This window comes from Stenotrophomonas sp. YJH_SMC_58 (assembly GCF_059369635.1).
In genome coordinates this window covers 121,224-138,471 of record NZ_JCAFSW010000004.1, presented here as the reverse complement: position 1 = coordinate 138,471, position 17,248 = coordinate 121,224, and the positions used below count along the sequence as shown (strand labels likewise).

Sequence of the window (17,248 nt, the reverse complement as noted above, 5' to 3'; positions counted from 1 at the left end):
CATCGCCCGCGATGCTGCAGAGCATCGCGGGCGCATCTGCGTCAGAACCTGTAATTCAAGCTCAACCGCACGTTGCGCGGCTCGCCCCAGGCGTAGGTGCTGTACCAATTGAAGATCGTGTAGCAACGCTTGTCGAGCAGGTTGTTGACGTTGACCGTGGCCGACAGGCGATCGTTGAACTGGTAGCGCGCCATCGCATCGAGCAACCAGTACGGCTGCGTGCGATGCACCACCTTGGCCCGCGTGGCCGGGTTGGTAATCTCGCCGAAAGTCGAATCCTGCCAGCGTGCGCCACCACCCAGCGTCAGCCCCTGCCAGGCGCCACGCAGGCGGTAGCGGGTGTGCAGGCTGAACTGGTTCTCCGGTTCCAGCGTGGTCACCTTGGTGCCCGCCTGGCGGGCGATCTTGTGGGAGAACCCACCCTGCACCTGCCAGCCCTCGGCCAGCTGACCCGACATTTCAAGCTCGAAACCCTTGGTGCGCACGCCCATCAAGGTGCGGTAGGCATCCTGGCCATCCGGTGTCTTGCCGCCGGTGGGCTGAGCGAAGTTGTCCTGATCAAGCTGGAACAGCGCCGCACTGGCATTGAGGCGTCCATCGAAGAACTCGGCCTTCAGCCCCATCTCGTAGCTGCGGCCTTCGAGCGGATCCAGCGCCTTGCCCTGCTCGTCACGCTCGCCCTGCGGCTTGAAGATGGTGCTGTAGCTGGCATACACCGAGTAATGCTCGCCGAGGTCGTAGACCACGCCGGCATAGGGCACATGGACGCCGGTCTCGCGCGTGTCCGGCGAGCGGTAGCTGGCCAGGCGGCTGCCGACGATCAGCTTCAACGGATCGGCCACGTCGAAGCGGCCAACCACGTACAGCCCGTTCTCACGGGTCATTTCATTGTTGTCATAGGTGCGCTGCCACTGCGGTTCGGCAATGTCGCCATTCCAGCTGCGGTAGTCCGGCACGGTATCCGGGAAACCCGCCTGAGGGCCGTAGCCGGTATTGGTCCAGCGCTTGCGCGAGGCACTGCCACCAACCACCAGCTCATGCTCGCGGCCGAACAGGCCGAAATGCCCACTCACATAGAAGTCGGCGGCATTGCTGACGGTCTTGCCGACGTACTTGCCGAGCCACAGGCTGACGCCCTCGCCGGTCAACGGATCGGGATTGCCGGCGGCGGCACCGGCCAGTGCGGCGTCATAGCCGTTGACCTGATGATTGAGCTGCAGCTTGGCAATCCAATCGTTGGCGAACGTGTGCTCCAACGTGGCGAAACCGGTACGCACGTACTGGCGCCAGCCGGCCCATTGCGCACCATTGTTGAACGAGCGCGGCATGCGGTTGAAGTTGCCGGCGCTGTCCAGCAGCGGAATGCCGCCCCACGTGGAGCCTTTCGGGTCGCTGTCCATCACGTCGCCACCGATCGACAACAGCGTGCGTTCGCCCAGATCGGCTTCCAGCACGGCATAGCCGACCTTGCTAGTGCGCTGGTAGTTGTCCAGGTTGGAGCGCTTGTCTTCCCAGGCACCCACGGCACGGCCACGCACGCGGCCATCGGCAGTCAGCGGGCCACCCACATCGAGCTCGGCGCGGTAGTCGTCCCAGCGGCCGACACCCAGCGAGGCACTGCCGGCGAAGTCCTTGCCCGGCTTCTTGCGCACCAGGTTGATGGTCGCACCCGGATCGCCCATGCCGGTCAGCAGGCCGGTCGCGCCCTTGAGCACCTCGATGCGGTCGTAGATGGCGGTATCGCTGAGCGTGTTGCCGGCGGAGTACGCCGAGTTGCGCGACATCGGAATGCCGTCGTACTGGAAGTTCTGGATCGCGAAACCGCGCGCGTAGTACTCGGTGCGTTCGCTGTCGTAGGTGACGATGCTGATGCCGGGGGTCACCCGCATCACGTCGTCGATGCCGTGCAGGCCGAAGTCATCCATCTGTGCGCGGGTGATCACGCTGATGGTCTGCGGGGTCTGCCGTGGCGTCAGCACCAGGCGGGTCGCGGTGGCAATGGTGCCGGGCGTATAGGCGTCGCTGCCCTCGGTGATGGTACCGAGCAGGTTGGCGGTGACCTGTACGGTCTGCAGGGTCTGTGATGCAGGCGCCTGCGAATCCTTGGCTGGATCCGTACTGGACTGCGCAACAGCAATACCGCTGCTGCCCAGAGCAGCGATCAGCCCCCCCCGGGCCAGCGCCTGCGGCAACGCGCGGCGACGCGGCAAGGGGGACGGCGTATGGACAACAGGCACAGGCAGCACGACGGGACCTCCACGATAGGGTGGGATCCTCTGGCGGCGGCTGGAGGGAAGAGAGGGACGCGGCCGGACAGCCGCGGCGCAGGAGTGTACTCCCCTGCGCCGCGGCTGTCGTGCGGAGTGCTGGCGCGGGATCAGCCGCCGATGGCGGCGCAGGCCTCCAGGATCAGCGCGGTCACTTCCTTCGGCTGCGAAGCCAGCGAGGCATGGCTGGCATCCAGCTCCAGCAGGCGCCTGGGCTGCATCCTTGCGGCCATGGCCTTCTGGTTTTCCGGCGCGATCATGTGGTCGTGGCGGGACAGCTGGTACCAGCTCGGCATGTGCTTCCACGCCGGGTCGCTGACCGCATCACCGAAGGTGCTGGCCAGCGGTGCCTTCTGGGTAACGGCCATCACCCGGCCTTCGTCCTCGCTCAGATCCTGGCAGAAGCTCTCATGGAACTTGTCCGCACGCAGCCACAGGTAGCCATCACTGTCAGGTGCCAGGTTCGGCGCCGCCTCCGGCAGGTGCTGCTGGGTGATCCCACCGGGACTCTCGCCGGCATCAGGCGCGAAGGCGGCGATGTAGACCAGGCCCTTCACGTTGGGCTCGTTACCGGCCTGGCTGATCACCGCGCCGCCATAGGAGTGGCCGACCAGCAGCACCGGCCCGTCGATCTGCCGGATCATTTTCCGGGTGCGCCCTGCGTCGTCGGCCAGCGAGGTCAGCGGCAGTTCCACCGCCTGCACACGGTCGTGGCCGTTGCGATGCAGTTCCAGGATCACCTTGGCCCAGTGTGCGGCCCCGCCCCAGAAGCCATGGACGAGGAGGATGGTCGGTGTCGTGCTCATGTAGAGGTCTCCGGCAGCGGCCGGCGGAATGCAGACCGTGCAGCCACTGTCCGTGCGTGGCGTTAATCGCTGGTGACGCAATCGGGTCACTGCAATCGTATGCGTCGCCCGATGTCACGCATGGCACTTGCCGAGTCAGTCTGAAATCGTTTTCATGACTGTTCCCTGGAGCTTCGCATCGCGCATGACGCCTTCATCCCCCCGTGCCCAGCAGCACGCCACCCGCGCCGCCTTCTTCATTCCCGGATTCGCCACCGCCGCATGGGCGCCGATGGTGCCCTACGCCAAGGCCAAGGCCGGGCTGTCCGACGCCAGCCTCGGCGCCGTGCTGCTGTGCCTTGGGCTCGGCTCGCTGCTGGCGATGCCGTTGGCGGGCGCGCTGACCGGGCGGCTGGGCTGCCGCCGGGTGATGGTGATCACCTGCGCGATGATGCTGTGCGCCCTGCCCTTGCTGGTGCTGGCGCCCTCGCCGGTGGCGCTGGGTGCGGCGCTGTTCGTGTTCGGCGCCGGCGTCGGTGCGCTGGATTGTGCGATGAACATGCAGGCGGTCGCGGTCGAGCGCGACGCCGGGCGCGCGATGATGTCCGGCTTCCACGCCTTCTACAGCATCGGTGGCTTCGTCGGCGCCGGCTGCATGACCGGCCTGCTGATCCTGGGTACACCGCTGTGGCTGGCCGCGCTGGTTTCGGTGGCGGCACTGCTGCTGGTCGCGGTGCTGTCGGCGCCGCACTGGCGCCCGCAACGGATCCTGCACGACGGCCCACTGCTGGCGCTGCCGCACGGCGTGGTGCTGTTCATCGGCGTGCTGGCCTTCGTGGTGTTCCTCGCCGAGGGCTCGATGCTGGACTGGAGCGCGGTGTTCCTGGCCGAAGTGCGGCAGGTGCCGCGTGACCAGGCCGGCGCCGGCTTCGCGCTGTTCACCCTGGCGATGACCGCGATGCGCCTGTTCGGCGACGGCATCGTCGAGCGCCTCGGCCGCACCCGCACCCTGGTCTTCGGCGGCATCACCGCCGCAGCAGGCTTCACCCTGGCCACGCTGGTGCCCTCGTTCCCGGTGGCGCTGGCGGGGTATGTACTGGTCGGGCTGGGCTGCGCCAACATCGTGCCGGCACTGTTCTCGATGGCCGGCCAGCAGCGGGTGATGCCGGAGAGCATCGCCATCACCGCAGTCACCACGCTGGGTTACGCCGGCATCCTCGCCGGCCCGGCAGCGATCGGTGCACTGGCACACGGCACCAGCCTCGGCTTCGCCTTCCTGTGCGTGGCCGCGCTGCTGCTGGGCGTCGCGGCGTCTGCCCGCTCGCTGGCACGACGGGTGGCCTGACAGAAAAAGGGGACGGAGGGGATTAAGTCGTTTATGGCCCAGCTGTGCGGGAAACGACTTAATCCCCTCCGTCCCCTTTTTTTCAGCGGTGGGCCAGCCACTCGGCCTGGGCCGGCAGCTGTGGGGCCGGACAGGCGCTCTTCGGGTGGTGCTCATCGCGCGCCATCCAGTCATCGACCACTCCGGCCAGCAGGTCCAGCCGCAGCGGCAGTGTAATGTGGTCCTCGCCGCGCATCTCGATGTAATGCGCGCGCGGGTTGGCCTGGGCCAGTTCGCGGCCCTGGCTGACCGGAATGTGCTGGTCGCCCTGGCCGTGCAGCAGCAGCACGCAGGCGCGGGTATCGGCCAGCGCGCGCGCTACATCCACGCGGTCCAGATCGACGTCGATACGGCGGCTGGCGGCGGCGATCACCTGGTTGATGTCCTGGCCGCCGTAGCGCCAGCGCGCGTACGACGCCATCGCCTGCGCCTTCAGGCCTTCCGGCTGCAGTCCCATCAGGTGCGGAATCATCGTGCGGATCGCCACACCGGCATTGGCGAACGATTCCATCGCCACCACCCCTTCCACCTGGTCGCCGAGTTTGTCGGCGGTGAATACCGCTGTGGCGGCGCCATAGGACACGCCGAACAGGTACAGCGGGCCGGTTACTTCACCACGGGCGCGCAGCTCGCCGATCACATCCACCACATCGTCGGATTCATAGGTGCCATAACCCGACGGCCCGGTACCGGACTGTCCATGATTACGCAGGTCGAGCGTGACCACGCGGTAGCCGGATTCGGCCAACTGCAACGACCACGGCAGCATCGAATCACCGTTCATCATCCAGCCGTGCAGCAGCACCACGGTACCGCGCGGTGCCTGCGCGCGGAACGGCTGCGGTACTGCCAGGCTCAGGCCGGTATCCAGCGGCAGGCCGTTCTCGTGGCGCTGCGGCAGGTAGTGGTAACGCGCGCCGTAATCGCCAGGATCGAACACACGCCAGAAGATCGGCACGCCATCGCGGCCCGGCGCGAAGCCGTGGCGATTGGGCAGTTCGGCGATGGCCGCAGCAATGCGCGGACGATCGAGCAGGGTCGATACGCCACCCGGCGCGATCAGCCGATCGGCGAGCGAGGTGGACGAGGCATTGATCGAGGACGAGCATGCAGCCAGCCACAGGCCGGCGCACGCCAGCAACAACAGCAGCAGGCGCTTCATGGGCAATCGGGGAAAAGGTGCGACAGCGTGGCAGGTTAGCGACGCGCGCGTGGGCCATCTATCGCGCATGGATGACGGCTTGATGACAACGCAGGAACGATTCAGCTTGGTGTAAAAGCTGTATCTGTTCAGTCATTGATCCGGATCAATGAACGCGCGCGCGGGATTGCCCACAGTGCCGCCATGCGCACCTCGTTCAAGCTCGCCATTGCCCTGGCCGCCACGCTGGCCGCCGCCTACGGCGTCGCCCGCACCACGCCCTACTGGTTCGCACCGCGACAGGCCGCGCAGGTCGACATCCACGATCCGGCATTGATCGCGCAGGGACAATACCTGTCGCGCGCGGCCGACTGCGCGGCCTGCCACACCGCGCCCGGCGGCAAGCCGTTCGCCGGTGGCCTCGGCATGCAGACGCCGATGGGCACGATCTACTCGACCAACATCACGCCCGATCCGGACACCGGCATTGGCGCCTACGACTACGCCGACTTCGAGCGCGCGGTGCGTCGCGGCATCCGCCATGATGGGCAGCCGTTGTATCCGGCCATGCCGTACGCCTCGTACGTGATCGCCAGCGACGCCGAGATCAAGGCGCTGTACGCCTACTTCATGGGCTCGGTGCAACCGGTGAAGCAGAACAACGCCGACAGCACGATCCCGTGGCCGGCCAACATGCGCTGGCCACTGGCCTGGTGGCAGCTGCTGTTCGCACGCCCGCGCACGTTCAACCCGGATCCGTCGCTGGATGCCAGCCAGCAGCGCGGCGCCGAACTGGTGGAAGGCCTGGCCCACTGCGGCGCCTGCCACACACCACGTGGCCTGGCGTTCCAGGAAAAGGCGATGGCCGATGATGGCAGCCGCCAGTTCCTGTCCGGCTCGGTGCTGGAAGGCTGGTACGCGAAGAACCTGCGCAATGAATCGACCGGCCTGGCCAGCTGGAGCGAGGGCGAGATCGTCGATTTCCTGCGTACCGGCCGCACCGATCGATCGGCGGCCTTCGGCGGCATGGCCGACGTGGTCGAGCACAGCACGCAGTACCTGTCCGACACCGACCTGCTGGCGATGGCCCGCTACCTGAAGCAGCTGCCCGCCCGCGAAGGACGCAGCGCACAGTGGTCGCCCGGTACCGACACCACCACCGCCGCACTGCGCAGCGGCGACTACCGCGTGGCAGGTTCGCTGGCCTATGCCGAGCACTGCCAGGCCTGCCACCGCGCCGACGGGCGCGGCATGCCGCGCGTCTATCCAGCCCTGGCCGGCAACTCGATCGTGTTCGCCGATGACCCCAGCTCGCTGGTGCAGGTGACCCTGATCGGCGGCCGCACGCCGCATACCCCGCATGACCGCATGGCCTTCACCATGCCCGGCTTCGAGCAGCTGCCGAACGCGCAGCTGGCACAGATCCTGACCTTCATCCGCAGCAGCTGGGGCAACCAGGCCAGTGCCGTGAGCGAGGTCGACGTGGCGCGCATGCGCCGGGTGGTGCGCGACAAGCCGGTGCACTACGTTCCGCAGGAGGCCGCACGATGAAACGTTCGCGCAAACGCTCCCGCCTGCTGATCGGCAGTGCGATCACCCTCGTGATGCTCGCCGGGGCCGGTACCCTCGCTTACCGTCATCTGTATCCGGACCTGGATGCCGCCGTGGCCAGCACGATCGATATCCTCGATGCGCAGGGCAAGGTGGTCGGGCACTACCATGCGCCCAGCGCCGAAGAAATCGCCGGGCTCGGCAATGCCGAATCGGTGATGCTCGGCCGCCGTATCCTCAACGAGACCGCACGGCTGCTGCCGGACAATGTCGGCAACGACCTGAACTGCAACTCGTGCCACATGGCCGAGGGCAAGCGGCCTTTCGGCAATCACTACTTCAATACCGGCGGCGGCGCCTATCCGCGCTACATGCCGCGTCCGGGCAAGGTGATCGGGCTGACCGAGCGCATCAACGGCTGCCTGCAGCGTTCGATGAACGGCAAGCCGCTGCCGGAGGACTCGCCGCAGATGCGCGCGATGCTCGATTACATGGCGTGGCTGAGCAGTCCGGTGCCAGAGGGTGCAAAGGTGGCCGCCCCCAGTGAGGGGCCGATCGACAGCACGCTGACCCCGGACCCGGTCCGCGGCCAGGCGCTGTACGCCGTGCAGTGCGCCGCCTGCCATGGCGACAACGGCGAAGGACGGCGCGACGCCGGCGGTGACATCGCCTTCCCGCCGCTATGGGGCGACCACAGCTTCAACATCGGCGCCGGCATGGCGCGCCTGTACAAGGCCGCCGGCTTCGTCAAGCACAACATGCCACCGGCGGTGACCCGCGAGCCGCCACTGGGCCAGCAGGCGATGCCCGACCAGGATGCGGTGGACATCGCCAGCTACTTCATCAACCAGCCCCGGCCGGACTTCGCCAACAAGGCCAAGGACTGGCCGCGCGACCCGAAACCCAAGGACGCGCGGTACTGACAGGCAGGCGGCCGGGGGCGTCGGCCGTCACACAACACGGTTCCTGCATCTCTACGTCATGTCGATGTCATTGGTGCTGTCGACACTCGGGGGCTTCTCTCCCCCCAAGGTCCGGTATCGATGCGAACGATTGCGCGCTTTCCCCGTGTTTCGCTGCTTGCCCTGCTGATCGCCCCCGCGCTGGACGCCCTCGCAGAAGCACCGCAGGGCGATACGGGCGAAGCGCGCAGCAGCGATGCCCGCACCCTCGACCAGGTGCAGGTGATCGGCCAGGCCACCAGCTACGCCAAGACGTCGGTGCGCGCAGAAACACTGAACCGGCAGACGGTGATGAGCAGCGTCAACGACGCGCTGAACGAAGTACCCGGCGTGGTGGTCAGCGAGGCCGACGCCACCGGCTCGTCGGTGTGGGGCACGCAGATCAGCATGCGCGGGTTCGTCACCAATCGTGATACCCAGCAGATCGGCACCACCATCGACGGTCTGCCCAACGGCGGCTCCGGCTACGGCGGCGGCTCGCTGGCCAACCGCTACATCGACACCCTGGACCTGGAAACGGTGGAAGTCAGCCAGGGCACCGCTGACATCTCCTCGCGCTCGAACGAAGCCCTCGGCGGCACGCTCAACTTCCTCACCAGCGACCCGATGCAGGACAGCCGCCTGCGCTTCGTGGTCGGTGCCGGTGACAACGAGGCGCGCAAGTACTACGTGCGCTACGACACCGGCCTGCTCGGCGGCCACACCCGCGCGTGGATCAGCGCCTCCTCGTCGAAGGTGCACGACTGGATCGACGGCACCGGCCACGCCAGCAACGACCACATCGCCGGCAAGTTCATCACCGAACTGGACCGTTGGACCCTGACCGGCTACCTGTCCTACAACGATGCCGACGAGCCGGAATACACCAGCGTCTCACCGAAGGGCTTTGCCACCAATCCGGATCGCGACAACCTGGTCGGCACCCTCACCGGCATTCCGTATCTGGACCAGAACTACCGTTCCGGCTCGCGTGCGCTGCGCGAGAACACCTTTGGTTACCTGCGTGCGGCCTTCGACGGCGGCAACGGGTTCAAGGCCTCGGTGGCCGCCTACGGGCACCGCATGCAAGGTCGGGGCGACTGGCTGCCACCCTACCTGGCGCAGGTCAGCGATGAGGGTGCGGGCCGCCCCGAATCGGAATATCTCGGTGGCAAAACCGTGTACGGCGGCAGCAACCGCGGCCAGATCTTCTTCGTCAATCCCGATGGCAGCGCCGCGCAGCGCCTGGCCAGCTGCACCCCGCGCCTGGGCTTCACCGCCGAGTACGATCCGAACTGCTACGCGGGCAACGTGCTGGGCGCGCAGTCCTACCGCCACACCCACTACGACAACGACCGCATGGGCGTGACCGCCGACGTCGAATGGCGGCAGACCTTCGGTGCGATCGACAACACGATCCGTGGCGGCCTGTGGGTGGAGAAGCTGGACCGTTCGGCACGCCGTGACTGGCACCGCCTGCTCAACGTCGGCCAGGACATCGCCTTCGACCATCAGCCGTACTGGGTGCAGTTCGAGGACAAGTACAAGGTTGACGAGCAGATGTACTACGTCGAGGACGTGGCCCGCTTCGGCCCGTTCAGTGCCCGCCTGGGCGTGAAGCAGTTCTTCGTCGACCAGTCGCGCCGCCGCGTGATCGGTGCCAGCGAGCAGGTGAAATCCGATTCCAGGTCCGATCCGCTGCTGTCGACCGGCTTCACCTGGGCACCGGGCGTGGAAGGCATGGAGCTGTTCGCCGGCTTCTCGCAGAACTTCGCCGCCATTCCCTCCGGCGTGCTCGGCGAGACCGACCCGCAGCGCTTCCGCAACGTCGAACCGGAGACCGCCGACAACATCGAAGTGGGCATGCGCATCAGCCGCTGGCCGCTGACCGCCTCGGTCACGCTTTACAACATCAAGTTCGACAACCGCATCGTCTACCTGCCGGCGGGCTTCGTCAGCGGCATCGACTACCTGGGCGAGACCGACGGCGTCTACGAGAACTTCGGTGGCGTGGAAAGCAACGGCCTGGAAGCGGCGTTCGGCTATGGTTGGGACAATGGCTGGCGGATCAACGCGGCCTACACCTACAACCGCTCCAAATACCTGGGCAGTGGCAATGCCGCACGCGATACGCAGCTCGGCATCGTCGACGGTGCCAAGGTGATCGGCCAGCCGGAGAACACCCTGGTGCTGTCGGCCGACTGGCAGGGCGCCAACTGGAACTTCGGCCTCTCCGGACGGTACCTGGGCACGCGCTACCTTGATGCCGCCAACGTCAACAAGCTGCCCTCGGCCACCGTGTTCAACGCCAACATCGGCTTCGACCTGCAGGGGCTGTCGCCGCGCCTGAAGGGCATGGGTGCCAACCTGGTGGTGAGCAACCTCACCGATAAGCGGTATCTTGCGGGGGTGGACGGCCGCGACAACGCCTTCATCGGCGCCCCGCGCACCGTCGGCATCTCCTTCCGTGTGGACCTGTGAGTGAGCCCGTGACCGATATCGGCCGACGCCGGTTGTTGCAGGCCGGCGTTGCCGCCGGCCTTTCCCCGCTGCTGCCCAGCATCGCCCGGGCCGCAGCGATCGCGCCTGCGGCGCAGACGCGCAGCCTCGAAGACCTGCAGCACATCGTGGTGTTCATGCAGGAGAACCGTTCGTTCGACCACTACTTCGGCACGCTGCCTGGGGTACGTGGTTTCGGTGATCGCTTCGTGGCCCCTGCCGCGGCCCTGCAGGCCGGTGGCCGCACCCGCAGCCTGTGGCTGCAGCCCGACGCGAGCGGCGCGCGCGCGATCGCGCCGTTCCCGCTGGATACCGCCGCGCACTTCGGCTACATGCGGGTGGAAGGCACACCGCACACCTGGCCGGACGCACAGCGTGCCTGGGACCACGGGCGCATGGGGCACTGGCCGAAGGCCAAGCAGAACCACTCCATGGGCTACTTCCAGCGCAGCGACATGCCGTTCCAGTTCGCGCTGGCCGATGCGTTCACGATCTGCGACGCCTACCACTGCGCGATGCAGGCCGGCACCAATCCGAACCGGGTATTCCTGTGGACCGGCCACAACGATGCACAGGCCCGCGCCGGCGGCCCGGTGATCGCCAACTCGCATGACAACTTCCCCGAACACGGCGGGCATCCGGCGTCCTACCGCTGGACCAGCTATGTCGAACGCCTGCAGAAGGCCGGCGTGTCCTGGCAGATCTACCAGGACATGGCGGACAACTTCACCGACAACCCGCTGGCCGGCTTCGAGGCGTTCCGTCGGGCGTACAGTGCTGCACCCGGGCATGACCCGCAGTTGCGCGCACGCGGGGTCAGCACCCGTGGCCTGTCACAGCTGCGCCAGGACGTACTCGACGGGCGCCTGCCGCAGGTCAGCTTCATCATCGCCGACGCGGCCGGCAGCGAGCACCCCGGACCCTCCAGTCCGGCGCAGGGCGCGGCCTATACCGCGCGCTTGCTGGATGCGCTGACTGCCGATCCGGAAGTCTGGAGCCGCACCGCCCTGCTGCTGATGTTCGATGAGAACGACGGCTTCTTCGACCACATGCCGCCACCGGCACCGCCTTCGCCGGTGGATGGCGGCTGGGCGGGTGCGTCCTCGGTCAATACCGAGGGCGAATACCACCGCCATCCGGCACCGGGCGACGAGAAGTACGATGCCGCCGAACTGCGCGGCCGCCCGTATGGACTGGGCCCGCGCGTGCCGCTGTATGTGATCTCGCCGTGGAGTCGGGGTGGCTGGGTCGACTCGCAGGTCTACGACCACACCTCGGTCATTCGACTGATCGAACGCCGCTTCGGTGTGGCGGCACCGGACATCTCGCCGTGGCGCCGCGCGGTCTGCGGCGACCTCAGCAACGCCTTCGACTTCGCCCAGCGCGATACCCGCCCGTTCGTACGCGGCCTGCCCGACGTGAGCGCGGTGGCCGCACGCGCCGCTGCGTTGCCAAGGCGAACCGTGCCGGCGCTGCCGGAGGGGCTGAAACCAGCGAAGCAGGAAGTCGGCATACGCCCGGCGCGCGCCCTGCCCTATCGGCCGCAGGCATCGATGGCTGCGGTGGACGCCTCGGGCGTGGATCTGGCGCTATCCTGCGAAGGCGCGGCGGCAGTGCTGCATGTCTACGACCGGCTGCGGCTGGATGCGGTGCCGCGCCGCTACACGCTGCTCCCGCGCATGCCGCTGCGCGAGCGCTGGCCGCTTGATGCCCAGGGCCGCTATGACCTGTGGCTGCTGGGCCCGAACGGCTTCCACCGCCACTTCCAGGGGGCGGCCAAGGATCCTGCGCTGCAGGCTTCAATTGATCGCACGGATGGCCAACTGCGGCTGCGGCTGCGCAATCTGGGTGACGGCGCGCAGCAGGTGCGTGTGCAGCCTGGTGCCTATGCCGGGCACATGCCCGATCAGGCGCTGGTACTACCCGCACACGCAGAAACCGCGTTGGCGTGGGACGCAACGCCCACGGCGGGCTGGTATGACCTGCAGATCGGCGCGGGCGAGAGCATGCTGCGCCTGGCCGGTCGTGCCGAGGATGGGCGCCCCGGCACCAGTGACCCGGCGATGGGCAGCGAGCCATTGCGGTTCGAGCAGGATTGAAGGATCTCTGTAGAGCGGTAGATTCAGGCCTCCTGCAGCCCCGGCCGGCCGTGCTCCACCGCATAGCGCTTCCAGCTCTGCACCGCGCCATTCGGCTGCATCACGGTATCCAGGGTCTTCATGTCGCCGATCCACGCATCGCGGGTGACATCGCACAGCACGTAGCCACGCTTGTCGGTGGTCGCCTTCAGATAGGGGCTGTGCGCAAGCTGGTTGCTGGCATACGCGTCCACACCCTGGCCATCGGCGCCGGAGGTGATCGACGTGGCGAGGAACTCGCTGGAGACCACGCCCGAGTCACGGTGGTCCTGCACCAGATCGCTGGCATAGTGGCGATGCGCGTCGCCGCAGGCGGTCACCACGTTGCCGAAGCCCACCTTCTGGATGTGGTCGAGCAGGCGCCGGCGGCTGTCCAGATAGCCCGACCACTGGTCGTCGGACGACTGCACCACCCCATCCTTCTCGCGCATGTAGTTGCCCAGCGCCACCTGGTGGGCGATGGTGTGCCACCGCGGTGCGGCATCGGCCAGGCCGTCGAACAGCCAGCGCTCCTGCTTCGCCCCCACAATGCTGCGCTCCGGCGATTCCACCTCCTCACGCAACGCCATGTTCACCTGCTTGCTGCGGTACTGGCGGGTATCGAGCAGGTGCAGGTCCATCAGCGTGCCGTAGCGTGCGCGCCGGTACATCTGCATGTGGCCATCGCGCGGGAATGCAGAGCGGCGCAGTGGCATGTTCTCGTAGTAGGCCTGGAACGCCTGTGCGCGACGCAGCAGGAACACTTCGCTGGGCGTGTCATCCTGGTCCTCGGCACCGGCCCAGTTGTTGTCCACTTCATGGTCGTCAAAAGTGACGAACCACGGTGCCGCCGCATGCGCGGCCTGCAGGTCGGGATCGCTCTTGTACTGGGCGTAGCGGCGGCGGTAATCATCCAGTGTGTAGATCTGCGGGCCGACGTGGTTGCGCAGGTTGGTGAACGGCTGGCCGTTCATCTTCCGCAGGCCCGGCTGGCTTTCGCCTTCGTAGATGTAGTCACCGTAGTGGAAGACGAAATCCAGCGGTTCCTCGGCGATGCGCCGCCACGCGGTGTAGTGGCCTTCTTCGTAGTGCTGGCAACCGGCCACCGCAAAGCGCACACGATCCACTGCGGCCGTGGCTGCGGGCAGCGTGCGGGTACAACCGACCGCACTGGCGTGGCCGCCTACGGTGAAGCGGTACCAGTAGGGCCGTCCGGGCGCCAACCCGTCCAGCTCCACGTGCACGGCGTGGCCGAGTTCGGGATGCGCCATTGCCGAACCCTGGCGCACCACCCTGCGCATGCCATCGTCTGCTGCCAGTTGCCATTCGACCGCCATCGGCCGGATCGGCATGCCACCGCCGAACACCAGCGGTTCGGTCGCCAGGCGCGTCCACAGCACCACGCCATCGGCCGAGGGATCACCCGAGGCCACGCCCAGGGTGAAGGGTGTGCTGGCAAAGCGCGGCTTGGCCAGCAGGTTGCGCGGGTTCAGCGCGGTGGCGTCGGCCTGCGCGGCCAGCGCGTGTGCCGTGCCCATCCAGGCACCGGCAGCGGACAGGCCGGCCAGGGCCAGGAATCGCCTGCGATTGATCGTCTCCACGGCTGTGCCCTCAGTTGTAGATGATGTGGAAGTAGAAGAAGCGGCCGTAGTCGTCGATCTCGGTACGGAAGCGCCCGTTCGGGCCGGTGCTGTAGGTCGGCTGGGTGTTGAACAGGTTCTTGGCTTCGTACTTCAGCGTCACGTGCCTGCTGACCTTGTGGCTGAAGGCCATGTTGAAGGTCATGTACGGGTCGTAGTACGAATCCAGCCATTCGGTGTCACCGAAGTCGACCAGCATCTGGCTGCGGTAGGTGCCGGACAGGCGCAGCTGCGCGCTTTTCCAGGGCATGCGCCAGATCACCGAACCGTTGAGCGACCAGTCCGGCTGGTACAGCAGGCGATCCAGGCGGCGCTCGGTGCCATCGCTGATGCGGTAGTTGGTCTGGCCTTCCAGCCGTGTAGCGTTGAAGTACATGTCGAAGCGCTGGCGTCCCCACTGCAGGTTGCGGTTGGCCACCGCGAACTCGACACCGCGCAGCGTGGACTCATCGGTGTTCATCGGCTGGGTGACCCGGTAGCGGGCATCACCCACGTTCTCGAAGGTGGTCAGGGTGTAGATGTCGTCCTTGATCACCTTGTCGAACAGCGCCACCGAGACCAGGCCGTTGTTTCCGTTGAAGTACAGGTCCCACGCCAGGTCGATGTTGGTGGAACGTCGCGGCTGCAGATCGGCATTGCCCTGCTTGATGCTGCAGAAGCCCCTGCCCTCCTCGTCATCGCCACAGCTGGTGCTGGTGGCCTGGGCGATGTTGCTCGGCGTCGGCCGGCCCAGCGTGCGGCTGGCGGAGAAGCGCAGGCGCTGGTCCTCGGTGAGCTTGAAGGTTGCGTTCAACGAGGGCAGCAGATTGTTGTAGCCACCGCTCGTGTTGCGGAACGCAGAGGTATAGGTAGTGCCGCCATCATCGCTGAACGGACTATAGGCATCGAAGCGGGTGTGGTCGTAGCGCAGGCCGCCGATCAGCAGCAGCCGGTCCCAGGCGTAGTGCGCGGACACATAGGCATTGGTGATGTCCTCCACGTACTTGTAGTCACTGGTGAAGTTGGCATTCGGATACGCCGCATTGTTGTTGCCCAGTTTCGGCAGCAGTTGCTCGTTCCACTTGCGGTTGTCGATCAGCGGGAAGCCCGGCACGCTGCCCAGCAGCGTCGAACCCGGATACAGGTAGTCGTTGAGCGTGGCACTGCTCTTGAAATAGTCGAAGTCGATGTCCTGCCAGATCTTCAAGTGGCGGTACTCGGCGCCGGCGGCCAGTCCGAAACCTCTCGCATCGGCGTCGATGTTGTAGCTGAAGTCGGCGCGCAGGTTGTCGATGCTCTCCTTGGCATCGCGCGGGGAGACGTAGGCCTGCGCCGGATTGAGCTTGAATGCGGAACTGGTCAGCAGGCTGGAATCGGAAACGGCCACCGCGTTGGGGAAACCGTGGCTGTCGTTTTCGTAGTCGACGAACAGGTTGCTCGGGTAGGCGCGCACGCCCCAGTAGACCTGGCTGTTGTGGAAGGTCTCTTCGGTATGGCCACTGCGCAGGGTCAGCCGCGAACGGTCCCCCATGTCCCAGTTGAAGCTGGCGATGGCGCCACGGTTGCTGCGGTCCCAGCGGTCGTGGCGGTTCTTGATGTAGATGCTGTTGATCTGGGTGGTGCCGCTGTCTTCGGTCTGGTTGCGGACCGGAAACTTAGCGTTGCCGTACAGATCCGTCTTGTTCATCGTCGAGTTCTCGTAGAACCGGTACGAATACAGCAGCAACGATGCGTAGAACGGATCATCCGAGGGCTTCCACTCAAGCTTGGCGGAGCCACCGAAGTTGGTGATGAAGTTGGTATAGGTGCCAGTGCTGAAGTTGCCAGGCGCACGCAGCCCGTTCCAGCCCTTGGCCTGGTCCGGGCCCGTGGTACCGTCGGTGAGGTATTTGCCAGCGTCGTTGTAGTAGTAGTTCGACTCCACCCAGCGCTTGACGCTGTTGCGCGAACGCTGCTCGTAGCGTGCCACCGCAACGATGCCGAACTGCTGGTCGACACCAAACTGGTTGGAGAACACCATCTTGGCGCTCTTGCCGAAGTGGCCCAGGGTCTCGTGGTTGCCGCCAGCGCTGCGCTCGACGTTGGTCTCGGCGGTGGAATAGATGCCTGCCACATCGGCAAACACGTACTTGCCTGACCGGTCGAAGGCACTGCGGCTGATGATGTCGATCACGCCGCCGATCGCATCCGGTGCCTGCTCGGCACTGAAGCTCTTGTAGATGTCGGTACGGGTGCCGATGTCACTGGGAATCAGCTGCAGGTTGTTCATGCGCTCGCCGGAGCCACTGCTCCCCACGCTGGCAATCGCAATGCCATCGATGGTGGTGTAGTTGAGGTTGGCCTGTACGCCGCGCACGGTCACGTAACGTGGCTCGCCGGCATCCTCCACCGCACTCAGCCCTGGAGCGGCCATCAGGCTCTCGGCCAGGGTCTCGTCGCCGTAGCTGTCCATCTCGTCATACACCACCGAATCCTTGATCACCGGCGACGACTTCTTCTGGTCGATGACCTCATGTGCGGCAATCACCTTCACCGTGTCCAGGGTCGGCGCCACCATTGCCTCGGCCTCGCGCGGCTTCGGCGCGGCCGGCTTCGGTTGGTTGCGAGCTGGCGCCGGATCGATGGCGATGACATTGCCATCCACCACGGTGTACCCCAGGCCGGTACCGGCCAGCAGCGCCTCCAGCGCCTGCCTGACGGTGGCACCGCGCGGCACCGCACCGGCCATGCGGGCATCACCGCCGGCCGAGTACAGGAACTGCACCCCGGAACCGCGCGACAGCTGCTCCAGCGCACGCGCCAACGGCTGCGCCGCGATCGGCGTGGATACACGCGCCTCCAGGCCATCGGCACCGGCGGCGAAGGCCAGCGGCACGCTGCAGGGAGACAGGGCGAGGATGATCGACAGGTAGAGCGTGTTGCGCATCACGGGTCCTTGGAAGAG

General features: G+C 66.5%; 10 protein-coding genes. 5 read left to right on the top strand and 5 right to left on the bottom strand.

Features of this window, described 5'->3' with window-relative positions; all coding sequences use genetic code 11:
- Positions 1-41: 41 nt before the first annotated feature.
- Both AC5P68_RS07285 and AC5P68_RS07280 read right to left on the bottom strand, forming a co-directional pair.
- Positions 42-2,246, bottom strand: a complete 2,205-nt coding sequence (locus AC5P68_RS07285) for a TonB-dependent siderophore receptor (RefSeq protein WP_231522134.1) — start codon at positions 2,244-2,246, stop codon at positions 42-44.
- 131 nt (positions 2,247-2,377) lie between these two features.
- Entirely contained in the window at positions 2,378-3,073 is a 696-nt protein-coding gene (locus AC5P68_RS07280; protein ID WP_024957582.1) for an alpha/beta hydrolase, read from the bottom strand.
- A 184-nt stretch (positions 3,074-3,257) separates the two neighbouring features.
- On the opposite strand from AC5P68_RS07280, the gene AC5P68_RS07275 reads away from it, so the two are divergent.
- On the top strand, positions 3,258-4,397 hold the full coding sequence (locus AC5P68_RS07275) for an MFS transporter (RefSeq protein WP_012479749.1): 1,140 nt from the start codon (positions 3,258-3,260) through the stop codon (positions 4,395-4,397).
- 82 nt (positions 4,398-4,479) lie between these two features.
- Here AC5P68_RS07275 and AC5P68_RS07270 read toward each other — a convergent pair whose 3' ends face one another.
- Positions 4,480-5,598: an alpha/beta fold hydrolase gene (locus tag AC5P68_RS07270; RefSeq protein ID WP_005409039.1), complete on the bottom strand. Its 1,119-nt coding sequence runs from the start codon at positions 5,596-5,598 to the stop codon at positions 4,480-4,482.
- Positions 5,599-5,781: 183 nt separating this feature from the next.
- On the opposite strand from AC5P68_RS07270, the gene AC5P68_RS07265 reads away from it, so the two are divergent.
- The 4 genes from AC5P68_RS07265 to AC5P68_RS07250 all read left to right on the top strand — a co-directional run bounded on the left by AC5P68_RS07265 (position 5,782) and on the right by AC5P68_RS07250 (position 12,667).
- On the top strand, positions 5,782-7,128 hold the full coding sequence (locus tag AC5P68_RS07265; RefSeq protein WP_231522135.1) for a c-type cytochrome: 1,347 nt from the start codon (positions 5,782-5,784) through the stop codon (positions 7,126-7,128).
- Complete coding sequence (locus AC5P68_RS07260) at positions 7,125-8,051, top strand: c-type cytochrome (RefSeq protein ID WP_033834150.1); 927 nt, start codon at positions 7,125-7,127, stop codon at positions 8,049-8,051. The genes AC5P68_RS07265 and AC5P68_RS07260 overlap by 4 nt, the downstream gene beginning before the upstream one ends.
- Positions 8,052-8,171: 120 nt before the next feature.
- The gene (locus AC5P68_RS07255; protein WP_231522136.1) at positions 8,172-10,550 is read left to right on the top strand and encodes a TonB-dependent receptor domain-containing protein; all 2,379 of its coding nucleotides are present in this window, start codon (positions 8,172-8,174) and stop codon (positions 10,548-10,550) included.
- A gap of 8 nt (positions 10,551-10,558) precedes the next feature.
- The gene (locus tag AC5P68_RS07250; RefSeq protein ID WP_231522137.1) at positions 10,559-12,667 is read left to right on the top strand and encodes a phosphocholine-specific phospholipase C; all 2,109 of its coding nucleotides are present in this window, start codon (positions 10,559-10,561) and stop codon (positions 12,665-12,667) included.
- 23 nt (positions 12,668-12,690) lie between these two features.
- Here the strand turns inward: AC5P68_RS07250 and AC5P68_RS07245 are convergent, their stop codons facing one another.
- Both AC5P68_RS07245 and AC5P68_RS07240 read right to left on the bottom strand, forming a co-directional pair.
- Positions 12,691-14,286, bottom strand: coding sequence for an alkaline phosphatase D family protein (locus AC5P68_RS07245; RefSeq protein ID WP_231522138.1), 1,596 nt, complete (start codon positions 14,284-14,286; stop codon positions 12,691-12,693).
- 10 nt (positions 14,287-14,296) lie between these two features.
- Positions 14,297-17,230, bottom strand: coding sequence for a TonB-dependent receptor (locus tag AC5P68_RS07240; protein WP_049433270.1), 2,934 nt, complete (start codon positions 17,228-17,230; stop codon positions 14,297-14,299).
- Positions 17,231-17,248 lie beyond the last annotated feature (18 nt).